The sequence below is a fragment of the Terrabacter sp. BE26 genome (assembly GCF_041941675.1).
Taxonomy (GTDB): domain Bacteria; phylum Actinomycetota; class Actinomycetes; order Actinomycetales; family Dermatophilaceae; genus Terrabacter.
Window position 1 is genome coordinate 495623 of sequence record NZ_CP090122.1, and the last position, 21248, is coordinate 516870.

General features: G+C 72.1%; 19 protein-coding genes and 1 pseudogene. 5 read left to right on the forward strand and 15 right to left on the reverse strand.

Annotated features, from left to right (window positions below; all coding sequences use genetic code 11):
- Positions 1–6: 6 nt before the first annotated feature.
- The 4 genes from gltX to LQK93_RS02395 all read right to left on the reverse strand — a co-directional run bounded on the left by gltX (position 7) and on the right by LQK93_RS02395 (position 4313).
- On the reverse strand, positions 7–1641 hold the full coding sequence (gene gltX, locus LQK93_RS02380; protein WP_374969976.1) for a glutamate--tRNA ligase: 1635 nt from the start codon (positions 1639–1641) through the stop codon (positions 7–9).
- Between the two features lie 106 nt (positions 1642–1747).
- Positions 1748–1921, reverse strand: a complete 174-nt coding sequence (locus LQK93_RS02385) for a hypothetical protein (RefSeq protein ID WP_374969977.1) — start codon at positions 1919–1921, stop codon at positions 1748–1750.
- A gap of 26 nt (positions 1922–1947) precedes the next feature.
- Entirely contained in the window at positions 1948–2727 is a 780-nt protein-coding gene (locus tag LQK93_RS02390; RefSeq protein ID WP_374969978.1) for a fumarylacetoacetate hydrolase family protein, read from the reverse strand.
- Positions 2728–2777: 50 nt separating this feature from the next.
- On the reverse strand, positions 2778–4313 hold the full coding sequence (locus tag LQK93_RS02395) for a phospholipase D family protein (protein WP_374969979.1): 1536 nt from the start codon (positions 4311–4313) through the stop codon (positions 2778–2780).
- Positions 4314–4417: 104 nt separating this feature from the next.
- On the opposite strand from LQK93_RS02395, the gene LQK93_RS02400 reads away from it, so the two are divergent.
- Positions 4418–5308, forward strand: coding sequence for a 3-methyladenine DNA glycosylase (locus LQK93_RS02400; protein ID WP_374969980.1), 891 nt, complete (start codon positions 4418–4420; stop codon positions 5306–5308).
- A gap of 851 nt (positions 5309–6159) precedes the next feature.
- Here the strand turns inward: LQK93_RS02400 and LQK93_RS02405 are convergent.
- The 4 genes and pseudogenes from LQK93_RS02405 to LQK93_RS02420 form a co-directional block, all read right to left on the reverse strand.
- Positions 6160–6747, reverse strand: a pseudogene (locus LQK93_RS02405) (DUF222 domain-containing protein); the annotation flags it as partial.
- A gap of 63 nt (positions 6748–6810) precedes the next feature.
- A complete protein-coding gene (locus LQK93_RS02410; protein WP_374969981.1) occupies positions 6811–7092 on the reverse strand; it encodes a hypothetical protein in 282 nt (93 codons plus the stop codon).
- 76 nt (positions 7093–7168) lie between these two features.
- The gene (locus LQK93_RS02415; protein ID WP_374969982.1) at positions 7169–7558 is read right to left on the reverse strand and encodes a VOC family protein; all 390 of its coding nucleotides are present in this window, start codon (positions 7556–7558) and stop codon (positions 7169–7171) included.
- A 56-nt stretch (positions 7559–7614) separates the two neighbouring features.
- Positions 7615–8172, reverse strand: a complete 558-nt coding sequence (locus tag LQK93_RS02420) for a TetR family transcriptional regulator (protein ID WP_374969983.1) — start codon at positions 8170–8172, stop codon at positions 7615–7617.
- Between the two features lie 119 nt (positions 8173–8291).
- On the opposite strand from LQK93_RS02420, the gene bioB reads away from it, so the two are divergent.
- From bioB to bioD, 4 genes are read left to right on the forward strand one after another with little or no spacing between them, the layout of a single operon-like run.
- Positions 8292–9368 (forward strand): biotin synthase BioB, encoded by a 1077-nt coding sequence (bioB, locus tag LQK93_RS02425; RefSeq protein ID WP_374969984.1) that lies wholly within the window; start codon positions 8292–8294, stop codon positions 9366–9368.
- Positions 9361–10701 carry an adenosylmethionine--8-amino-7-oxononanoate transaminase gene (gene bioA, locus LQK93_RS02430; protein WP_374969985.1) on the forward strand — a complete coding sequence of 447 codons (1341 nt, stop codon included), beginning with the start codon at positions 9361–9363 and terminating at the stop codon, positions 10699–10701. The genes bioB and bioA overlap by 8 nt, the downstream gene beginning before the upstream one ends.
- On the forward strand, positions 10698–11951 hold the full coding sequence (locus LQK93_RS02435; protein WP_374969986.1) for an aminotransferase class I/II-fold pyridoxal phosphate-dependent enzyme: 1254 nt from the start codon (positions 10698–10700) through the stop codon (positions 11949–11951). Before bioA ends, LQK93_RS02435 begins: the two co-directional genes overlap by 4 nt.
- Positions 11944–12648, forward strand: a complete 705-nt coding sequence (bioD, locus tag LQK93_RS02440; RefSeq protein WP_374969987.1) for a dethiobiotin synthase — start codon at positions 11944–11946, stop codon at positions 12646–12648. Before LQK93_RS02435 ends, bioD begins: the two co-directional genes overlap by 8 nt.
- Here bioD and cimA read toward each other — a convergent pair.
- The 7 genes from cimA to LQK93_RS02475 form a co-directional block, all read right to left on the reverse strand.
- Positions 12627–14207, reverse strand: a complete 1581-nt coding sequence (gene cimA, locus LQK93_RS02445; RefSeq protein WP_374969988.1) for a citramalate synthase — start codon at positions 14205–14207, stop codon at positions 12627–12629. The two genes, bioD and cimA, sit on opposite strands and share 22 nt — an antisense overlap.
- 316 nt (positions 14208–14523) lie before the next feature.
- Complete coding sequence (locus tag LQK93_RS02450; protein ID WP_374969989.1) at positions 14524–15237, reverse strand: gamma-glutamyl-gamma-aminobutyrate hydrolase family protein; 714 nt, start codon at positions 15235–15237, stop codon at positions 14524–14526.
- A 19-nt stretch (positions 15238–15256) separates the two neighbouring features.
- Positions 15257–16024 (reverse strand): 3-oxoacyl-ACP reductase, encoded by a 768-nt coding sequence (locus LQK93_RS02455; protein WP_374969990.1) that lies wholly within the window; start codon positions 16022–16024, stop codon positions 15257–15259.
- Between the two features lie 54 nt (positions 16025–16078).
- On the reverse strand, positions 16079–17452 hold the full coding sequence (locus tag LQK93_RS02460; protein ID WP_374969991.1) for an aldehyde dehydrogenase family protein: 1374 nt from the start codon (positions 17450–17452) through the stop codon (positions 16079–16081).
- A 90-nt stretch (positions 17453–17542) separates the two neighbouring features.
- Entirely contained in the window at positions 17543–18910 is a 1368-nt protein-coding gene (locus tag LQK93_RS02465; RefSeq protein WP_374969992.1) for a glutamine synthetase family protein, read from the reverse strand.
- 11 nt (positions 18911–18921) lie between these two features.
- On the reverse strand, positions 18922–19680 hold the full coding sequence (locus tag LQK93_RS02470) for a FadR/GntR family transcriptional regulator (protein ID WP_374969993.1): 759 nt from the start codon (positions 19678–19680) through the stop codon (positions 18922–18924).
- Between the two features lie 4 nt (positions 19681–19684).
- Positions 19685–21247 carry an amino acid permease gene (locus LQK93_RS02475; protein ID WP_374969994.1) on the reverse strand — a complete coding sequence of 521 codons (1563 nt, stop codon included), beginning with the start codon at positions 21245–21247 and terminating at the stop codon, positions 19685–19687.
- Position 21248: the final 1 nt, after the last annotated feature.

A 21248-nucleotide genomic window follows, 5' to 3' on the forward strand; every position in this document is an offset into this window, starting at 1 on the left:
GCACCCTCAGAGCGACTCGCGCAGCGACCGCAGGCGGGCCAGCGTCGAGGTCTTGCCCAGGATCTCCATCGACTCGAAGAGCGGCGGCGAGATGCGTGCGCCGGACACCGCGGTGCGCAGCGGCCCGAACGCGAACCGCGGCTTGATGCCGAGCCCCTCGACGATGGCGGTGCGCAGCGCCTCCTCGATGCGGGCGGCGGTCCAGCCGCTCTCGCTGCCGAGCAGGCCGGACCCCTGGTCGTCGATGTCGCCGAGCGCCTTCAGGGCGGCGTCGAGCACGGCCGGCGCGTCGTCCTTGAGCTGGGCCCGGGCGTCGTCGTCGATGACGAGCGCGTCGTCGGCGACGAAGAAGGGCCGGACCAGCGCCGGCGCCTCGGTGAGCAGCGCGATGCGGGTCTGGATGAGCTCGGCGACGGACTTGAGCCGGGCGAGCTCACCCAGCGACTGGGTCTCGCCGAGGACGCCCTCGGCCACGAGGTAGGGCAGCAGGCGGCCGGCGAAGTCACCGAGCTCGAGCGAGCGGATGTAGACGCCGTTGAGCCAGTCGAGCTTCTTGAGGTCGAAGATCGGCCCGATCGGGTTGACCTTGGCCCAGTCGAAGGTGCGGCTGAAGTCCTCGAAGGTGAAGACCTCGACGTCGTTGCCCTCCGCGTCCTGCTGCGGCGGGTAGGCAAGCAGCGCAAGGAAGTTCACGAGCGCCTCGGGCAGGTAGCCCTGCTCGCGGAACCACGTGAGCCGAGCGGCGGGGTTCTTCCGCTTGGAGATCTTCGACTTGTCGGTGTTGCGCAGCAGCGGCATGTGCGCGAACTTCGGCGGCTCGAGCCCCAGCCAGCGGTAGAGCAGGATGTGCTTCGGCGTCGAGCTGATCCACTCCTCGCCTCGCACGACGTGCGTGATGCCCATGAGGTGGTCGTCGACGACGACGGCCAGGTGGTAGGTCGGGAAGCCGTCGGCCTTGAGGATCACCTGGTCGTCGGGGCGCGGGGCCGAGACCCTGCCACGGATGACGTCGTCGAAGACGAGGGGCGCGTCGTCGGGGATGAGCATCCGCACGACGGGCGTCTCGGTGAAGCCGGGCAGCGCTGCCCGCTCCTCGCGGGTCTTGCCGAGGCAGAGACGGTCGTAGCCCGTCGGCTGCTTCGTCTTCTGCTGGATCTCGCGCATCTCGTCGAGGCGCTCCTTGGAGCACCAGCAGTAGTACGCGTGACCGGCCTCGATGAGCCGCTCGACGTACGGGCGGTAGGTGTCGAGCCGCTCGCTCTGGCGGTACGGCTCGAAGGGGCCGCCGATGTCGGGCCCCTCGTCCCAGTGCAGGCCGAGCCACGCGAGGGTGTCATAGAGCTGCGCCTCGCTGTCCTCACGGAAGCGCACCCGGTCGGTGTCCTCGACGCGCAGGACGAACTGGCCGCCCTGCTGTCGGGTGAAGGCGAGGTTGAACAGCGACATGTACGCCGTGCCGACGTGCGGGTCGCCGGTCGGCGAGGGTGCCACGCGGGTGCGGACCGGGCCGGAGCCGTCGGAGGTGGAGACGCGCTGCGCCTGCTCGGTGCGAACCTCGACCTGCGTCGGGTCCAGCGGGTCGGGAACGGCGGCGCTGACGGGAGAAGACGGCATACCGGTGCTGCTGCTGTTGTCGCTCATGGTGCGACCCAGCCTAGTGGGCGCCTCCCGGAGACCGGGACGCGGAGACGCCGCCCAGCGTGATCGGCTGGGCGGCGTCCAATGCTCCGCTGGGCGCGCGAGGGGGTCAGCGCTGCGCGGCGCCGGGAGGGCCCTCGACGTGATCGTGCTTCGCGTCGTAGGTGGCGTCCCCGTCAGGACCCTGGTCGGGGGCCCCGGGCCGGGCGTGGCGACCGACGTAGCCCTCGTCCCGGGTCGTGTCGTGGGCGTCGGCGGCGGCAGTGATGTCGTCGTTGCTCATGGTCTCGACCCTATCGGCCGGGAGGCTCAGCGACGGACGAAGGTGTTGGTGAGCGAGCCGATTCCGGCGATCTCCACAGTGACCTGCTGGCCGGCCTCGACGAGGCCGACGCCGGCCGGGGTGCCGGTCAGGATGACGTCGCCGGGCAGCAGGGTGAAGGCCGCGGACGCGTACTCGATGATCGCGGCGATGCCGTGGACCATGTCGGCCGTGGTGCCGTCCTGCTTCACCTCCCCGTCGAGGGTCGTGACGATCCTCAGGTCGGCCGGGTCGAGCTCGGTCTCGACCCACGGGCCGAGCGGACAGCTCGTGTCGAAGCCCTTGGCGCGGGCCCACTGCCCGTCGGTGCGCTGCCAGTCGCGCGCCGTGACGTCGTTGGCGACCGTGTAGCCGTAGATGCAGTCGGCGGCGTTCTCAGCCTTGACACCCTTGGTGATCGTCTTGATGACGACCGCGAGCTCGCCCTCGTAGGAGATCTCGTTGCTGCCGGCGGGCATGACGACGGGGTCGAACGGACCCACGACCGAGGTGTTGGGCTTGAAGAACATCATCGGCTCGGCCGGCGCCTCGCCACCCATCTCCTTGGCGTGGTCGGCGTAGTTCTTGCCGATCGCCACGATCTTCGAGCGCGGGATCACCGGCGCCAGCAGGCGCACGTCCTCCAGCATGACCGGCGGCTGCCCGCTGGGCTGGAGCCCGACGTAGAGGGGGTCTCCGGCGAGCGGCGTGATCACCTCGCCCCCGGGGTCGCCCTGGACGATGCCGTATGCCGGGTCGTCCCCGGTCGTGTACCTCGCGATGCGCACGCGCCCCACCCTACGACGCGGGGACGCGGCGACGGGCGGGCGGTCGCGCGTCAGAAGGTGCGGCGCAGGCGCAGGTCCAGAGGCCTGCCGTCGGGGTCGTAGACGAGGCGGTAGAAGGGGTCGGCCCACAGCCGGGTGAGCCGGCTCTGCTCCGGGTTGGCGAGGGGACGCAGCCGCCCGGGCGGTCGGGGTGAGCCGGCCGGGGCGCGGTGCCAGCAGGCCAGCGCCCGGGCGCTGGCGGCATACGCGTCGAAGTGGTCCTCGAGCGGGAGGTCTGCGTCGGTGCCGAGGTGCTCACGCGCGAGCTCCTGGCGCAGGTCGCGGGCGAACTCCGGGTGGGCGACGGCGGCGGACAGCTCGGAGTCATGCGTCCAGGACCGGCGGTTGAAGTTGTCGGAGCCGACGGTGACCCACTGGTCGTCCACGACGCAGACCTTGGCGTGCACGTAGACCGGGGTCCCGTCGGGGTTCTCAGCGCCGTAGGCCGCGACCCGGCCGGGCGCGGCGGCGTGCAGCTCATCGAGGAGCCGTGCCCGGCTCACGAGGTTCGGCGCATAGCTCAGGGCGCCGTCCTGGTCCGGCTGGTGTGGCAGCACGGCGACGAGACGCAGCTCGGGCGCTCGGCGCAGGGCCGCGACGAGCTGCGCGCACACCTCGGCGGACCAGAGGTACTGGTCCTCGAGGTAGATGAGGTGGCGGGCTCGGCCGAAGGCCTTGGCGTAGGCGCGGGCGACACTGCGCTCACCGCGTGGTGCGAAGGGATAGCCGCCGAGGCGGTGGCCGTAGGTGCGCAGCAGCTGGACGGGGTGCGGACCCGTGGGCGCGGGATCCGGTAGCTGCGCCGGCAGCGGGCGACGGGGTTGACGGTCACCGTGAGCCGCGTCGAGGGCCCAGCGGATGGGCGACCGGCTGAGCGCCTGCGGGTCGTCCCAGCGCTCGCGGAAGACCGTCTCGACGTCGCCGACCGCCGGACCGGTGATGGCGAGCTGCACGTCGTGCCAGGGCGGCCGGGGGCCGTAGACCTTCGCCATGGTCTGGGGTTGGGGGTCTCCGGCGTGGGAGGAGTCATCGCGCCGGCTGTGGCACAGGTCGATCCCACCGAGGAAAGCGATGTCGAGCGCCGGTCGTCCGGGGTGTCGCAGTACGACGAACTTCTGGTGGTGGGAGCCGCCGAGGCGCACCCGCATGTCGAGCACGCACTCGCCGCCGGCCGCGTTGACGTCCTCGCCGAGGTGGCGGTTCTCGTCCGCCGAGAACGCGAGCTTGTCCCAGTGGGAGCGCCAGACAAGACCGCGGACGTCGACGCCCCGGCGGGCTGCGTCGGCGAAGAGGGAGGCGACCTCGCTGCCGGGCTCGCCGGTCAGCCGCTCGTCGGGGTCGCCGCGCCAGTCCACGAAGAGCAGCAGGTCGCCCCGCTCCATCTGCGAGACCCGCTCGGCGAGGGCCGAGAAGTAGGCCTTGCCGTGGACGAGCGGCGTGACGAAATTGCCCTCCGTCCAGGCGCGCCCGTCGCGGTGGCGGCGGTCAAGGCGGGTCGACGGGTTGCCCCGTTCGTGGGCGGTGAGGTACCACTCGGCGGCGAGCACGGGACCGAGCGTATGCCGTGGGACGGGTCCGCGGTCGTCGTGGCGTGCGTCGTCCGCTGCCGCACGGTTGTGGCTCGCCCGTGCGCCTCCCCTACCCTCGGGGGGTGCAGGTCCTGGACGAGGCGGTGTGGCGAGAGCGGACGGCGGCGCACGAGGCGCGGGTCGATGCGGCCACGGCTGCGCACCTCGGCCGTCGCCGCGACCACCGCAAGCACCCGGTCGAGGACTTCCTCTTCACCTACTACTCCTACAAGCCGGCACAGCTGCGTCGCTGGCACCCCGGCGCGGGGACGGCGTTGGCGGGCGCGGCGCAGGCGCCACACCGGGACTGGCGGTTCTACGCGGTCGAGGGTGACCGGGTCTCCATGGACGTGGCTGCGTTCGTGTCGGCGCGCGGTGACACGCTGCGGTTCGTCCGCGACCTGCTCGTCCGGACGGCAGGGCGTCCGGCGCGCTTCGGCTGCTTCGGGCTGCATGAGTGGGCCATGGTGTACCGGCTGGATCCCTCGGACGTGCGGCACTCCGGCTGGCCGCTGCGGTTGGGGGCGGCGGGGACGGATGCTGTCGTTGAGAGCCACCAGGTTGCCTGCTCGCACTTCGATGCCTACCGCTTCTTCACCCCGGAGGCGGCGCCGCGCAACGCTCTCAGGCCGACCCGCGACTCGCAGCCGGACCTGGAGCAGCCGGGCTGCCTCCACGCCGGGATGGACCTCTACAAGTGGGCGCACAAGCTGGTTCCGGCGGTGCCGAGCGACCTCGTCATGGACTGCTTCGAGCTGGCGTGGGACATCCGGTCGCTCGACATGCGGGCCGCGCCGTACGACCTTCGCGAGCTCGGCTACGAGCCGGTGCGAATCGAGACGTCGGAAGGCAAGGCGCAGTATGCCGCCGAGCAGCGCGGCTTCTCGGCCCGCGGGCAGGTGCTGCGCGAGCGGCTGGTCGAGGCCATCGACCGCGTGACCTCCATGGAAAGCCCGCTTCGAGCTGCAACCTGAGCGGGCGCCCGGCGCTGCCTCGCGGCTTCGCCGCCCGCAACGGGACCGAGGACTCCTTGCGGTTCAGGCCGCGAGGGCGAGCGCGAGGACGCGTTCAAGGGGACTCGACGAGTCCAGGTCCAGCAGATCTGGCGGCTGGTCCTGTTCCGTTCGTTCCGGTGGTTCAGGATGGAGCAGTCCGGGGAGCAGGGGCGGCGCCTGTGAGGTGTACCTGTGCCCGGTCGGGGTCGTCGTGACGACGGTGTGCGGGCGCCGGGCTCCTCGCCGGTGACGGTGGCGGCGGTGAAGCCGGGAAGCTGCTTGGTCAGGTTGCACCGCACGCACAGCCCCTGCCCGTTGGCCGCACTGGTGGCGCCGCCGTCGGCGTGGTCGTGGACGTGGTCCAGGTGCCGGGCCGGGGCGTCGCACCACGGGGTGCGGCACGTTCCGGCGTCCCGGGCCAGCAGGTACCGGCGCAACCCGCCGTCGAAGACCCGGCGCACCGAGTCCATCGCCACGAGCGACCCGGTCACCGGGTGCGTGAACAACCGCCGCAGCCACACCCGCGCCGCGTCCGCCCCGTCTCCCTGCGGCGCAGAGGCAGTGAGCGCCGCACGGTCCGCCGACCCCGTGTCGGCACGGGCGGCACGGGCGGCACGGGCGGCACCCGCGGCACGGGCGGCACCCGCGGCACGGGCGGCACCGGGCGTGGTGCCGCATCCGCACGGGTCCGGCATGCCGGGCGGGGTGAGCAGGTCACGGGCCCACTGCGCCGGGACCGTGCCGTAGCCCACGACCTGCGCCGGAGTGTCGTCCCCGGCCAGCAGCGCCCCGGCACTCATGACCAGCTGCACCTCGACCGGCACCGCCTCCGCCGTGGCCTGCCCGGTGACCCTGGCCACGAGGGTGTCGGCCATCACCTGGCCCTTGCCCCGCTCATCGCCGGCCGCCCGGGCCGCGTCCGCCGCGGCCGTCAACGCGGCGTGCGCCGCGACCGCCTGCGCGACCGGCAGCAACGCCGTCAGGTACGCCATCGTGTCCGGCGCCGGGCGCAGGCTCACCCGACGATCCGCCTGCGCCTTCGCGGCTCGCGCCAGCACCGAGGCGGCATCGATCCGGTACGCCACCGCCCGCACCCGCCGCGCCAGCTCCCGGTCTCCGAGCATGCCCACCGGGTGAGCCGGGTCACCCACGACCTCCGCATCGACCAGCGACCGCTGCCCACTCGTCAGGGTCGCGGTCTCCCGCACGATGATCTGCGCCCGCCACTCGCTCAGCTCCCCAGCCTCCAGCGCCGCCAACGTGTGCGGCATCTCCCGGCACAACGCCAGCGCGAGCCGCACGTGCGACGCTCCCTGCACCGGCGACTCCCGCCGAGCCAACGCCACCTGCGCCGCCACCCCGGCCATCCCCGCCGGCCGCCGGCGTCGCGCCTCAGCCCCAGCCGCGCTCCCAGCCACGTCCGATGCCTGCCCCTCGTCATCGGCGAGCGAGGCCGCCCGGGCCTGGTCTCGGGCGGCGCGTCAACCCGCGAAGTCCCCCGCGTCCGAGCACGCCCGCGCCCGCTCCCGCCACGCCAGCGCCACCTGCTCCTGCGAGTCCACGAACGCCGCCGTCACCCGCACCTGCGCCGCCGCCACCGCCGCCTTGACCCGCTCCAACACCCCCAGCTGGTCCACCCGCTCCTGGTCCGACGACACGCCCGCGCGCTTGGCGCCACGGCCGCCGCCCGCCCCAACCCGCGCGAGCGCCGACACGAGAGCCGCCAGGCCCTCGGTCGTCTCGAGCAGCGCATCATCGAACATGTGTACGACTCTAGACGGGAGGTCCGACAGTCCTGAGCGACGGTCCACAACCCCTCCCACACAGGGCCGGGCGCGCTCAGTCCTGCGTAACGACGTAGAGGCAGAACGGATGCCCGGCCGGGTCCAGCATCACCCGTACGTCCTCCTGCGGCTGGTAGGAGGCGAGCTGCGCACCGACCTCGACGGCATACGCGACCGCCTGCGCCAGGTCGTCGACCTCGAGGTCGAGGTGCAGCATCATCAGCGGCTCACCCGGCTCGCTCGGCCACACCGGGCGCACGTAGTTGGGCTCCGTCTGGAAGGAGAGGTTGTAGCCGGCCGTCTCGGACGGAGCGAGGGTGGCCCAGCTGGGCGTGTCCTTGTAGAGGCGCCACCCGAGCAGGCGCTGGTAGAAGTGCGCGAGGGCGGATGCGTCCGGTGCGTCGAGCACGACGCCGAACCAGTGCTTCGTCGTTCGCAGGGGCATGCGACCAGTCTGTGGCACCTGAACGGCGTACGGAGGGCCGCGCGTCCGTCGTCGGCTCAGCGCGACCGCTCCAGCCCACGGAGGATGACCGCCAGCCCCACCTCGAACGCCTTCGCCTCGCCGGCCGAGTCAGGCGGTGGCAGGTCCGGGTCTGCTCGTGCGGCAAGCCGCCGGTTCTGTTCTCCCGCAACGGAACCGAGGACGTGGTGGACGACAAGGGCGGCCACCTCGTCACGTTCGGAGGCCGGCACGCCGGCGTCGTAGACGAGGCGGCCCAGCTCACGGAGCGCGCGCGTGGCACCCGGCTCCACGGCATACGCGAGCCCGACGACGTCGGCCGCGTCGGGGACCTGCACGAGGACCTCACGGATGGTCACGGCGAGCCCCGCGAGAGCGTCCTCGGGCGGCCTCTCGGGAGAAGGGACGGGGATCTCGGCCAGCAAGGCGTCTGCCACCTCGACGAGGAGCTCCTGCTTGTTGGCGACGTGCCAGTAGAGGGCGCCCGGCGCGACGCCGAGCTCACGGGCGAGGCGGCGCATCGTCAGGTCGCCGAGACCGTAGCGGCGCAGCAGGTCGACCGCGGTCGCCACGACCTGGTCCCTGCTGAGTGCCACGGGCTCCCCTGTTCCGGCGGTCCCCTTGCGAACCCCTGGTTGACAGCCGAGCCTAGCGGCTCGGCATACTGAACGCCGTTCAGTTGAACACCGTTCAGCGCCGCGTGCAAGGAGATTCAATGGCCAGCCGACACGACGCCCTCGCCGACGCCGTCCTGGCAGGGAGGCCGGCAACCGAGAGCCAGGCGCTGGACGTGCTGCAAGCCCCGGACGAGGAGCTCCTCGAGGTCGTCGCGGCCGCAGCACGCCTGCGTCGCAAGCACTTCGGCAACACCGTCAAGGTCAACTACCTCGTCAACCTCAAGTCCGGGCTCTGCCCCGAGGACTGCCACTACTGCTCGCAGCGGCTCGGCTCCGGGGCCGACATCCTGAAGTACACGTGGCTGCGCGCCGACGAGGCGGTCGAGCAGGCGGCTGCGGGCCTGCGCGGGGGCGCCACCCGGATCTGCATGGTCTCGAGCGGACGCGGCCCGACCGACCGCGACGTCGACCGTGTGGCCGGCATGGTGGGCGCCCTCAAGCAGGAGCACCCGGACGTCGAGGTGTGCGCCTGCCTCGGGCTGCTCAAGGACGGCCAGGCCGACCGACTGCGCGCCGCCGGCGTCGACGCGTACAACCACAACCTCAACACGGCACAGTCGCACCACGACGACATCGTCACGACCCACACCTACGCCGACCGCGTCGACACGGTGAACCGCGCGCGGGACGCCGGGCTGTCACCGTGCTCGGGCCTCATCGCAGGACTCGGCGAGAGCGACGAGCAGCTCGTCGAGGCGCTGTTCGCCCTGCGCGACCTCGGCTCGGACTCGATCCCGGTCAACTTCCTCATGCCGTTCGACGGCACACCCCTCGAGGGCACCTGGGAGCTGACCCCCGGGCGCTGCCTGCGCATCCTCGCCATGGCCCGAATCGTCTGTCCTGACAGGGAGATCCGCATCGCCGGTGGCCGGGAGATGCACCTGCGCTCGCTCCAGGGGATCGCCCTCCACGTCGCGAACTCAATCTTCCTCGGCGACTACCTCACGTCCGAGGGACAGGCCGCCGAGGCCGATCTCGAGCTGATCCGGGACAACGGCTTCGTCGTCCTCGGTGCCGACGACGCGGCGACAGGTGTGACGCCCTCCCCCGAACGGCACCACGACCCTGCCAAGCGTCGCCGCGGCGCGGGCACGGACGTCCCCGCCAATGCCTGAGCCCCCGGGGTCCCCGCTCGCGGCGCGCGACCGCGGGCTGGTCTGGCACCCCTACGCACCCCTGGACGGTCCGGAGCCGTATGCCGTCGAGGGCGCCTCGGGTGTGCGGCTGACCCTGCGAGCCCCTGACGGCGCCCGCCACGAGGCCGTGGACGCGATGGCGTCGTGGTGGTGCACGGTGCACGGCTACCGCAACCCGACCCTCGACGCGGCCGCGCACGAGCAGCTCGACCGCTTCAGCCACGTCATGTTCGGGGGGCTCACCCACGAGCCGGCGGTCCGCCTCGCCGAGCGCCTGACCGCCACGGCTCCCGGCCCGATGTCGCACGTCTTCTTCGCCGACTCCGGGTCGGTGTCGGTCGAGGTGGCCCTCAAGCTGTGCCTGCAGTACCAGGCGGCGCGCGGCCGTCCGGGGCGACAGCGGTTCCTGACGGTCCGCGGCGGATACCACGGCGACACCTTCGCCGCGATGAGCGTGTGCGACCCGGTCGACGGGATGCACTCCGTCTTCCCCGGCGCCCTCGCTCGCCAGGTGTTCGCCCCGCGACCGCCCGCCGCACGGCTGGCCACCACCCCGGACGGTGAACAGGTCTGGGAGACGGACGTCCTCGCCTTCGAGGCCTGGGCAGCGCAGGTCCGTGCCCTGGCGCGGACCCACCGGGACGAGCTCGCCGGCGTCGTCGTCGAACCGGTGCTGCAGGGCGCCGGCGGCATGCACGTCTACCACCCGGACTGCCTGCGCGTGCTGCGCGAGGTCGCCGACGAGCACGAGCTGCTCCTGGTCGTCGACGAGATCGCCACCGGCTTCGGCCGCACGGGCCGCCTCTTCGCCTCCGAGTGGGCCGACGTCGCTCCCGACGTGCTGTGCGTCGGCAAGGCCCTGACGGGCGGATACCTCTCCCTCGCAGCGGTCCTCACGACCCGACACGTCGGTGAGGCGATCACCCGGTCGCAGTTCCGCGCCCTGCTGCACGGGCCCACCTTCATGGCCAACCCCCTCGCCTGCGCCGTCGCGAACGCGTCGCTAGAGCTCGTCGAGGACCGCTGGAAGGAGGAGGTCCCGCGCGTCGGCCGGATCCTGGCCGAGCACCTGGCCCCCGCCGCCAGCCTTGCCTGCGTCGCCGACGTCCGCGCCCTCGGTGCGGTGGGTGTCGTGCAGCTGACCCGCCCCGTCGACGTGGGGCGGGTCACGCGGGCGGCGCTGCAGCGGGGCGTCTGGGTGCGCCCGTTCCGCGACCTCGTCTACACGATGCCGCCCTACGTGTGCACCGACGACGAGGTGCGACTGATCGCCGACGGCATCGTCGGCGCCGTCTCGGAGGTGCACGGATGAGTGGCTGGGACACCTGGCTGAGGGAGCGTGACGAGCTGCGGAGACAGCGGGGCATCGACCGCTTCGACGCCGTGCTGCGCCAGGGCGGTCCGCAGGCGGAGACCCGCGACCCCCTCGACCTCGCCTCCAACGACTACCTGGGCCTGGCCCGGGACGCCCGGGTCGTGGCCGCTGCCCACGAGGCGCTCGCCCGCTACGGCGCGTCGGCGACCGCGAGCCGCCTCGTCACCGGGACCCTCCCGGTCCACCGGGACCTGGAGGCCGCCCTGTGCCGACTCACCGGCCAGCCGGCCGGACTGGCCTTCTCGACCGGGTATGCCGCCAACCTCGGCGCGCTCACGGCGCTCAGCGGGCGAGGAGCCGAGATCGTGCTGGACGCGCATGCCCATGCCTCGCTCCACGACGCCGCCCGCATGTCGCGCGTCCCGTACGCGACGTTCGCCCACAACGACCCGTCGGCGCTCGACCGTGAGCTCGCGGCACGAGCCGGACGCAGGGTCGTCGTGGCCGTCGAGTCGATCTACTCGGTGCTCGGCGACGCCGCCCCCCTGCGCGCGCTCGTCGAGGTCTGCCACCGCCACGGTGCGCTGCTCGTCGTCGACGAGGCCCACGGCATCGGGGTCGCCGGCGGCGGTCGCGGCCTCGTGCACGAACTGGGTCTCGCGGGCTCCCGCGATGTCGTCGTGACGCTGACGCTCTCGAAGGCCCTGGGCTCACAGGGCGGAGCCGTGCTCGGCCCCACCGCGATCCGGCACCACCTCGTGAACAGCGCGCGCAGCTTCATCTTCGACACCGGCCTCGCTCCCGCCTCCGCCGCCGCCGCGTGCGCCGCCGCCGATGTCGTCGCTGCCGAACCGTCTCTGTCAGCAGCCGTCCGGGCCAACGCCGCCACGATCGCGGGGATCTGCGGCATCGAGCAGGCGGCCGGCGCGGTGCAGTCACTGCCGATGCCGTCTCCGGAGGCTGCGCTCGCCGCTGCTCTGGACCTGAGTGCCGAGGGAGTGCTCGTCGGCTGCTTCCGGCCGCCGAGCGTGCCCGACGGCGTCTCGCGGCTCCGCGTCACCGCCCGGGCTGACCTCTCGGGACGCGACCTGCGCGAGGCGGCACGACTCGTGGCCCGGCGCGCGGCGGCGCCGGGCGACGGCGGGTCGGCCGGTACCGTCGGGTGGCCACGGGCAGGGGACGCTCCCTCCCCTGCCCGTGGCCTCCTGTCGGTCCTCGCCACCCCGCCCGGCGCAGCGGATGAGTAGCGGGCCGCTGCCCCGGGTCCTCGTCGTCACGGGGACGGACACCGACGTGGGCAAGACCGTCGTCACGGCTGCGGTCGTCGCGACGGTGCTGGCGGCGGGACTGCGTGTGACGGCATACAAGCCCACGCAGACCGGTGTGGCACCCGGGGAGCCCGGTGACATGGCCGAGGTCGAGCGGCTCACCGGGGCGGGGACGTCGGAGGGGGTGCGGCTGCGCGCGCCGATGGCGCCCGGGCCGGCCGCGGCGCTCGAGGGCACGCGGCTGCCCACGCTGGCCCAGCACCTGGAGCTCGTCACCGACCTCGCCGCGCAGCATTACGTCGTCGTCGTGGAAGGCGCCGGCGGCCTGCTCGTCGAGCTCACGGAGGCGGGCGAGACCCTGGCCGACCTGGCGGGAGGACTGCCCGACGCGGCCGCACTCGTCGTGGCGCGGAGCGCCCTGGGAACGCTCAACCACACCATGCTGACCCGGGAGGCACTGTCGCACAGAGCGATCCGTCAGCTCGGAGTCGTCATCGGCGCATGGCCGGATGACCCGGACGTCATCGAGACGACCAACCGCCGCTACCTCGCGGACCTGCCCGAAGGACTGTTCGGGGCAGTCCCGCTCGGGGCGCCACGCCTCGACCCGACGGCCTTCCGCGCGGCTGCGCCCACCTGGCTGCCGGGACTGGCTCAGCGCCTGGGCACACCCTGACGCAGCAGCCCGTGGACGATGCCGTCGGTGAGCGCCCGCCACGACGCGGCGAGGATCGATCCGGCCACCCCGATGGTGTCCCACGACGTCTCGCCGTCGGAGGTCTCGATGAGCACTCGCGTCACCGCGTCGGTGCCGTGGGAGGCATCGAGGATGCGCACCTTGAAGTCGATGAGCTCGATCTTCTCGAGCTCCGGGTACGCGCGGGTGAGCGCCTCGCGGAGGGCGTGGTCGAGCGCGTTGACGGGACCGTTGCCCTCACCGGTGGCGATGAGGCGGGCGCCCCCGGCCCGCAGCTTGACGGTCGCCTCGGACGTCGCGTCGCCGTCGCCCGACGAGTCGGTGATGACGCGCCAGGACTCGACCTCGAAGTAGTCGGTGCAGCCCGGTTCTAGTGCCTCGCGCAGCATCAGCTCGACCGTGGCGTCGGCCGCGTCGAAGGTCCAGCCGCGCAGCTCGAGCTCCTTGACCTCGGCGAGCACCGAGGCGACGACGTCGGGCCGGTCGGACACGTCGAGCCCCGCTTCCCGGGCCTTGAGCTCGATGCTCGCCCGGCCGGCCATGTCGGAGACCAGGGTGCGCATGCCGTTACCGACGAGGGCCGGGTCCATGTGCTGGTAGAGGTCGGGGTCGACCTTGAGGGCGCTCGCGTGCAGGCCGGCCTTGTGCGCGAAGGCGCTGGCGCCGACATACGGCTGGCGGCTGTAGGCGGCGACGTTGGTCACCTCGCTCACGGCGTGCGCGATGTGCATGGCCCGCCGCAGGGCGTCGGGGTCCAGCGCCTCGAGCCCGAGCTTGAGCTGGAGGTTGGCCGCGACGGTGACGAGGTCGGCGTTGCCGGTGCGCTCGCCGTAGCCGTTGACCGTGCCCTGCACGTGGGTCGCGCCGGCACGCACGGCGGCCACGGAGTTCGCAGCCGCGCACCCGGTGTCGTTGTGGCAGTGCGCACCGACCCGCGCCCCAGTGGAGGCGATGACGTCGGCGACGACCTCCTCGACCTGGTGCGGGAGCATGCCGCCGTTGGTGTCGCAGAGCACCACCACCTCCGCACCGGCGTCGTGCGCCGTCCGCACGACGGACAACGCGTAGTCGCGGTCGAGGCGCCAGCCGTCGAAGAAGTGCTCGCAGTCCACGAAGACGCGGCGGCCCTGCCCGACGAGGTGGCTCACGGTGTCGCGCACCATCTCGAGGTTCTCCTCGAGCGTGGTGCGCAGCGCCCGCTCCACGTGCCCGGTGTGCGACTTGGCCACGAGGCAGACGACGGAGGCCCCGGAGTCGAGCAGGGCGCGTACCAGGGGGTCATGCGCTGCAGCCCCGCCGGCCCGTCGGGTGGCGCCGAAGGCTGCCAGCGTCGCGTGCCGCAGGGGCAGCTCGGTCCGAGCCCGCTCGAAGAACTCGGTGTCCTTGGGGTTCGCGCCGGGCCAGCCGCCCTCGATGAAGTCGACCCCGAGATCGTCGAGCAGCGCGGCGATGGCCAGCTTGTCGGACACCGAGAGGTTGAGCCCCTCCTGCTGGGCGCCGTCGCGCAGGGTGGTGTCGTAGACGTGCAGCGCTTCCATGACCTTCATTGTCCTCGATCTCGGGGATGCGGCCGACCGCCGTCAGGGCGGTCGGCGCGGGGTGTGGTGTCGCGTCCGGTCTCTTCTCGTGTCGCGGCGGCCGGGGGTGGTGGCCTTCGCGGGTCTCCCTCGGGGTGTCTCGGGAAACAAAAAGACCCCCCAGGGTTGGGAGGTCTGCGCGACGAGGGGTGCTCGTCGCGCTACTCGATAATGAGGGTGCCGGTGGGCACGGGTCGCTTCATCACGCGCCCACCGTAGGGCTGCCGCGGCTCGGGCGGAACCGCAGGTCCGGATCGTGGACCCGCGCGACCGGTGACTAACGACGGCTGGAGGCCGCCTCGACGAGGGCACGGAACAGCCGCGGGTCGGTGCCGACCTCCGGATGCCACTGCACGGCCAGCCGGAAGAAGGCGGTGGGGTCCTCCATCGCCTCGAGGGTGCCGTCCGGGGCCCACGCCGACGGCTCGTAGCCGGGGTGGCTCAGGACCGACTGGTGGTGGTAGCTGGGCACATCCACCTCCTCGCCCAGGATCGCGGCGAGCCGCGTGCCGGCGACCATGTGGACCGGGTGGCTGCCGTAGGTAGCGGGCCCCGGTGAGTGCTCCTCGTGTCCGACGCGATCGGGCAGGTGCTGCTCGAGCCGGCCGCCCGCAGCGACGGCCATCACCTGCATGCCACGGCAGATGCCGAGGACGGGCAGGTCGGCCTCCGCCGTCGCGCGGGCGATCGCCAGCTCGGTGGAGTCCCGGTCGGGACGCGAAGCCTGCACAGACGCGTGCCGCTCGTCGGCGTAGAGCTCGGGCGCCACGTCCACGCCCCCCGCGAGGACCACCCCGTCGAGCCGCTCGACGATCTCCAGGGCCGTGTCGTCGTCGGCATCGGGACGCGGCGGCACCACCACGGCGATCGCGCCGGCGTCCTCCACCTGCCGCACGTAGCGGTGGGGCACCAGCGCACCGGGCACGTCGACCCAGTGGCCCCACGAGGCTCGCTCGACGTACGCGGTGATGCCGATGACAGGACGACCCATGACCATCCCCTACCCCACCTCAGAGCGGAGTCACGTAGGCACCGGAGATGCCGCCGTCCACGAGGAAGGTCGACGCCGTGATGAAGCTCGACTCGTCCGAGGCGAGGAACAGCACCGCGTTGGCCATCTCCTCCGGCTCGCCGAAGCGGCCCATCGGCACGTGGACGAGCCGGCGGGCGGCCCGTTCCTCGTCCTTGGCGAACAGCTCCTGCAGCAGCGGCGTGTTCACGGGGCCCGGGCAGAGGGCGTTGACGCGCACGCCCTGGCGGGCGAACTGGACGCCGAGCTCGCGAGACATCGACAGCACGCCGCCCTTGCTCGCGCTGTAGGAGATCTGCGAGGTGGCGGCGCCCATGACGGCCACGAACGAGGCGGTGTTGATGATGGAGCCCCTGCCCTGCTCGAGCATGTAGGGCAGCGCCGCCTTGCAGCACAGGTACACCGACGTCAGGTTGACCTCCTGCACCCTGCGCCAGGCGTCGAGGTCGGTGTCGAGGATCGAGTCGTCCTCGGGCGGGCTGATGCCGGCGTTGTTGAAGGCGATGTCGACCGAGCCGTAGGTCTCCTTCGCGGTCCGGAAGAGCGCGTCGACGTCCGCCTTGCTCACGACGTCGACCCGCACGAACGTACCGCCCACCTCCTCGGCGATCCGCGGCCCGTTGGCCTCGTCGAGGTCGCCTATGACGACCTTGGCGCCCTCCTCGGCGAACCGACGTGCCGTCGCCAGGCCGATGCCCGAGCACCCGCCGGTGATGACCGCAACCTTGCCGTCGAGCCTGCCTGCCATGTGAATGTCCTTCCAGCCCAGTGGTTCTGCGTGTAGGGGTGTGGGAGCCGAAGATCAGTCGGTCGCGATGAAGACGTTCTTGACCTCGGTGAACGCCTCGAGCGCGTCGGGGCCGAGCTCGCGCCCGATCCCGCTCTGCTTGAAGCCACCGAAGGGGGTCGAATAGCGCACGCTGCTGTGCGAGTTGACCGAGAGGTTGCCGGCCTCGACGGCGCGGGCCACGCGCAGCCCGCGCGCCAGGTCCCGTGTCCAGATCGACCCCGAGAGGCCGTATGCCGTGTCGTTGGCCTTGGCGACCGCGTCGGCCTCGTCGTCGAACGGCATGACCGCCACGACGGGGCCGAAGACCTCCTCCCGCCAGACGCGGTCGCTCGTCGATCTCGGCAGGACGACGGTCGCGGGGTACCAGTAGCCGCCGCCCTCGGGCGCCTCGCCACGGAAGGCGACGTCGACCTCGCCTCCGGCGTCCTCGACGTAGGAGCGGACCCGGTCGCGCTGGCCGGCGCTGATGAGCGGTCCCATCTCGGCCGCCTCGTCACGGGGGTCGGTGACGACGACACCCCGCACGGCCCTCTCGAAGTGCTCCATGAAGGTGTCGAAGACGCTGCGCTGCACGAGGATCCGGCTGCGCGCGCAGCAGTCCTGCCCGGCGTTGTCGAAGACGCCGTAGGGGGCCCGGGCGGCCGCGAGCTCGAGGTCGGAGTCGGCGAAGACGAGATTGGCGCTCTTGCCGCCGAGCTCGAGAGTCACGCGCTTGACCTGGTCGGCGGCGCCACGCATGATGCGCTGGCCGACTGCCGTCGAGCCGGTGAAGCAGACCTTCCGCACGTCGGGATGCGTGACGAAGCGCTCTCCCACCACGTCGCCCCGACCCGGCACGACCGTGAGGACACCCTCGGGGATGCCGGCCTCGAGGGCGAGCTCCCCCAGGCGTACGGCCGTCAGCGGCGTGAGCTCGGCCGGCTTGAGCACGACCGTGTTGCCCGCCGCGAGAGCCGGTGCGAAGCCCCAGCCGGCGATGGGCATGGGGAAGTTCCACGGCACGATGATGCCGACGACGCCGAGCGGCTCGCGGAAGGTCAGGTCGACACCGCCAGCGACGGGGATCTGGCGCCCGAAGTTCCGCTCGGGCGCGCCGGCGTAGTAGGCGAGCACGTCGCGGACGTTGCCGGCCTCCCACCGCGCGTTGCCGATCGTGTGGCCGGCGTTCTGGACCTCGAGGAGGGCCAGCTCCTCCTGGTGCTCCCCCACGATGTCGGAGAAGCGGCGCAGGAGCATCGCGCGGTCGGCGGGGCTCACGACGCGCCAGGCCGGGGCCGCCTGTGCGGCGCGGGCGATCGCTGCGTCGGTCTGCTCGAGCGAGGCGAGCTCGACGGTGCGGACGACCTCCTCGGTCGCGGGGTTGATCACGTCGTGCGTCGTGGTCATCTCTCTCGTCTCCTCCCGGTTCGATGTGTTCGACGGTCTCGGGTGACCGCCAAGCACATCGAAACGAGGTCGGTGGTGGGGAAGTCGGGGTCAGAGCCGTTCGAAGCCGCGCCGGCGCTCCCAGTCCGTGACCGCGGCGTTGAAGGCGGTGATCTCGACGTCGGCAGCGTTGACGTAGTGGTCGACGACCTCGTCGCCGAACGCGGCCCGGGCCACGGTGGAGGCTGCGAGGAGGTCGCGCGCCTCCTGCAGCGTCGAGGGCACGCGCGGCCTGTCACACGTGTAGGCGTTGCCCTGGAGCGCGGGCTCGAGAGGAAGCTCGTTCTCGATGCCGTGCAGGCCGCCGGCGAGCATCGCCGCCACCGCCAGGTAGGGGTTGAGGTCGCCGCCACCCACCCGGTTCTCGACCCGCAGTGAAGGGCCGTGCCCGACCACGCGCAGCGCACACGTGCGGTTGTCACGTCCCCATGCCACCGTCGTCGGCGCGAAGCTCGCCGCCGCGAAACGCTTGTAGGAGTTGATGTTCGGCGCGTAGAAGTAGGTCAGCTCGCGCTGCGTGGCCAGGATGCCGGCCAGGAAGTGGTCGAACAGGACGCTGTGCCCGTGCTCGCGCTCCTCGTCGGCGAAGACGGTCTCCCCGTCGAGCCCCCGGAGCGACAGGTGGATGTGGCAGGAGCTGCCCTCGCGCTGGTCGAACTTGGCCATGAAGGTGATCGACTGCCCGTGGTGGGCGGCGATCTCCTTGGCGGCGTTGCGGTAGACGACGTGGTTGTCGCACGTTCTGACCGCCTCGTCGAAGAGGAAGCCGATCTCGTGCTGGCCGAGGTTGCACTCCCCCTTCGCGCTCTCGACGACGGCGCCCGCGGCATACATCTCGTTCCGGATCTCGCGCAGCAGCGGCTCGACGCGGTCACCCCCGAGGATGGAGTAGTCGACGTTGTAGCGGTTGGCGGGCGTCAGCCCGGTGTAACCGGAGTCCCAGGCCTGCTCGTACGACTCCTGGAACACCATGAACTCCAGCTCCGTGCCGCAGTGCGCGCCCATCCCCAGCGCGGCGGCCCGCTCCACCTGCTTCTTGAGCACCGAACGCGGCGACTGGAGCACGGGGCCGCTCCCGTCGAGCCAGGTGAGGTCGCACTGCACCGTGACGGAGTGGCGACTGCCGGGGGTGCGACGCAGCGTCGACAGGTCGAGGTCGAAGAACATGTCGCCGTAACCGCGCTCCCACGAGGAGATCGCGTAGCCGTCGACCGTGGTCATGTCGACGTCGACGGCCAGCAGGTAGTTGCAACCCTCGGTGCCGTCCTCGAGCACGTGGTCGAGGAAGTAGTGGCCGTGCAGGCGCTTGCCCTGCAGGCGTCCCTGCATGTCGGTGAATGCGACGACCACGGTGTCGATGTCGCCCGACTCGATCTCGGCGCGCAGCCGCTCGAGGGTCAGGGTTGGTGCTGGTGCCATGTGCACGTGTCCTATCCGAGAAGTCCGCGCAGGAGCGCGGAGGTGGCGTCGCAGTGTTCCTCCATGGCGGCCCGGGCCCGGTGCGGGTCGCCGCGCAGGATCGCCTCGACGACCTCGTGGTGCTGGGCGTTCGAGTGCTCGATGTTGCGGGTCAGGACGGGGATCGACGTCAGCATGTCGTGGAGCGCGGACTGGGCCCGGGTCACCGCGTCGACGAGCATCGGCGAACCGGCCAGCGCCGCCACGGCCAGGTGCAGCCGCGAGTCGGCGACCCGGTGCGCCGCCGCGTCGACCGCCTCGTCGACGTCGCGCAGGCTGTCGGCCAGCCACGCCCGCTGGTCCCCGGCGAGCGGCTGCGAGGCGGCGAACCACGCCGCGCCGGGCTCGACGACGCGGCGGAACGCCAGCGCGTCGTCCATGGCGGCGCCGCTGCGCACCGGGGCGTCCTTGGGCTCCCACGACGCCGCCCGGACGGCGCCCCCGTACGTCACCCACGTGCCGCCGCCCCGCCCCCGTCGGGTGGTGACCATGCCGGACTCCCGCAGCGCAGCGATCGCCTCGCGCAGGGTGTTGCGCCCGATGCCGAGCCGTTCGGCCAGCTCGCGCTCGGGCGGCAGCTGCTCACCGTCGGGGAACACCCCGAGTCGGATCGCCCGCGCGAGCTGCTCGACCGCGTGCTCGAAGGCGTTGCCGGACGCGGGACGCAGTACCGCGTCCGGCAACGCCGTCAGCCCCAGGGGCTGGGGCGGCTGGGCTCCCCTGTCGGGCACCATGTCAGCCGAAGACCTCCGTGGCCGGCACCGTGTCGTGGCCTGCCGGGACGTCGCGCATGAAGTGCTTGCGGCCGCCGGCGAACCACGTGACCGTCGAGAAGACGAGCACCACGCCGACCGCGATGGGGGCGTAGTTGAAGGTCTCGACCGTGATCGGGCTCGCCGGCGGGAGCATGAAGAGCACGACGATGAAGGCCACCCAGGCGACCGAGACCCAGCCGATCGGCGCGCTCCAGCGGCCGAGGTTCCACCGGCCCGGCCGGAAGTCCGGGTTCGTGCGGCGCAGGAACACGGGGACGACGTACGCGATGTAGAGGCCGATGACCGCGATCGAGGTGACCGCGAGGTAGGCCGTGGTCGACACGAGCGCCGGCGTCGTCAGGACGACCGAGCACACGACGCACAGCCAGATGGAGTTGGTGGGCGTGCCGGTGCGGGGGTTGACCTGGGACCACCAGCGCGAGCCGGGGAGCGCGTTGTCCCGCGAGAACGCATACGACATGCGGGAGTTCGCGGTCACGGACGCCATGCCGCAGAAGAACTGGGCCACGGCGCAGATGAAGAGCAGGAAGATCCCGAGCGAGCGGCCGGCGGCGTCGATGAAGATCTGCGCCGGCGGCAGCCCGATGTCGGTCCCGAGGGCGCCGTCATAGCTCTGGATCGCCGCGGTGACCGCCACGAGGAGCACCCAGCCGGCGAGGATCGAGACCCAGACGCTGCGGACGATGCCCTTGGGCGCCTCGATCGACGCGTTCTTCGTCTCCTCGGCGACGTGTGCCGACGCGTCGAAGCCCGTGTAGGTGTACTGCGCCATGAGCAGGCCGAGCAGGAACGCGTAGAACGGCGCGCCCCAGCCGGTCCTGTTCTCGAAGTGCGTGAAGGTCCACGAGAGGTCCTGGTGCTTGTCCGGGACGACCACGAGGACGCCGACGATCACGGCGACGCCGACGAGGTGCCACCAGGCGCTCACGTTCGAGAGGAGCTTGACGAGGTTCACCCCGAAGGTGTTGAGCAGCCCGTGCAGGACGATGATGACGAGGAAGGCGACGAACGTCGTGCCGGCCGTCACCTGCAGGTCGAAGACGAGGCTCAGCAGGGCCATCCACGTGACCGCGGCGCCGTAGTCGATGGCCGCGGTGACGGCGACCTCGCCGAGGAAGTTGAACCAGCCGACGTACCACGCCCACACGCGCTTGTTGCGGCGGGCCAGCCGTCCGGCCCAGAAGTAGAGGCCGCCGGCGGTCGGATAGACCGAGCACACCTCGGCCATCGCCATGGCAACGCACAGGACGAAGGCGCCGACGAGCGGCCAGCCGATCGAGATGGCGATCGGGCCGCCGGCGTTCATGGCGATCGCATAGCTGGTGATGCAGCCGGCCAGGATCGAGATGATCGAGAACGACACGGCGAAGTTGGAGAAGCCCGACATGCCGCGGTGCAGCTCCTGCTTGTAGCCGAGCGACGCGAGCAGCCCCTCGTCGTCGTCCGGGTGCCCGGCGGCCGTGTCGGAAGCGACGGCGGTCGGGGGTGTGGAAGGGGTGGCAGGGGACGGAGGAACGCTCACA

Coding starts and splice junctions, on each gene's coding strand:
- LQK93_RS02435 (WP_374969986.1), top strand. CDS start 10,698: ATGAGTGGCTGGGACACCTGGCTGAGGGAGCGTGACGAGCTGCGGAGA.
- LQK93_RS02450 (WP_374969989.1), bottom strand. CDS start 15,237: ATGGGTCGTCCTGTCATCGGCATCACCGCGTACGTCGAGCGAGCCTCG.
- LQK93_RS02455 (WP_374969990.1), bottom strand. CDS start 16,024: ATGGCAGGCAGGCTCGACGGCAAGGTTGCGGTCATCACCGGCGGGTGC.
- bioB (WP_374969984.1), top strand. CDS start 8,292: ATGGCCAGCCGACACGACGCCCTCGCCGACGCCGTCCTGGCAGGGAGG.
- bioD (WP_374969987.1), top strand. CDS start 11,944: ATGAGTAGCGGGCCGCTGCCCCGGGTCCTCGTCGTCACGGGGACGGAC.
- cimA (WP_374969988.1), bottom strand. CDS start 14,207: ATGGAAGCGCTGCACGTCTACGACACCACCCTGCGCGACGGCGCCCAG.
- LQK93_RS02460 (WP_374969991.1), bottom strand. CDS start 17,452: ATGACCACGACGCACGACGTGATCAACCCCGCGACCGAGGAGGTCGTC.
- gltX (WP_374969976.1), bottom strand. CDS start 1,641: ATGAGCGACAACAGCAGCAGCACCGGTATGCCGTCTTCTCCCGTCAGC.
- LQK93_RS02465 (WP_374969992.1), bottom strand. CDS start 18,910: ATGGCACCAGCACCAACCCTGACCCTCGAGCGGCTGCGCGCCGAGATC.
- LQK93_RS02410 (WP_374969981.1), bottom strand. CDS start 7,092: ATGTTCGATGATGCGCTGCTCGAGACGACCGAGGGCCTGGCGGCTCTC.
- LQK93_RS02415 (WP_374969982.1), bottom strand. CDS start 7,558: ATGCCCCTGCGAACGACGAAGCACTGGTTCGGCGTCGTGCTCGACGCA.
- bioA (WP_374969985.1), top strand. CDS start 9,361: ATGCCTGAGCCCCCGGGGTCCCCGCTCGCGGCGCGCGACCGCGGGCTG.
- LQK93_RS02385 (WP_374969977.1), bottom strand. CDS start 1,921: ATGAGCAACGACGACATCACTGCCGCCGCCGACGCCCACGACACGACC.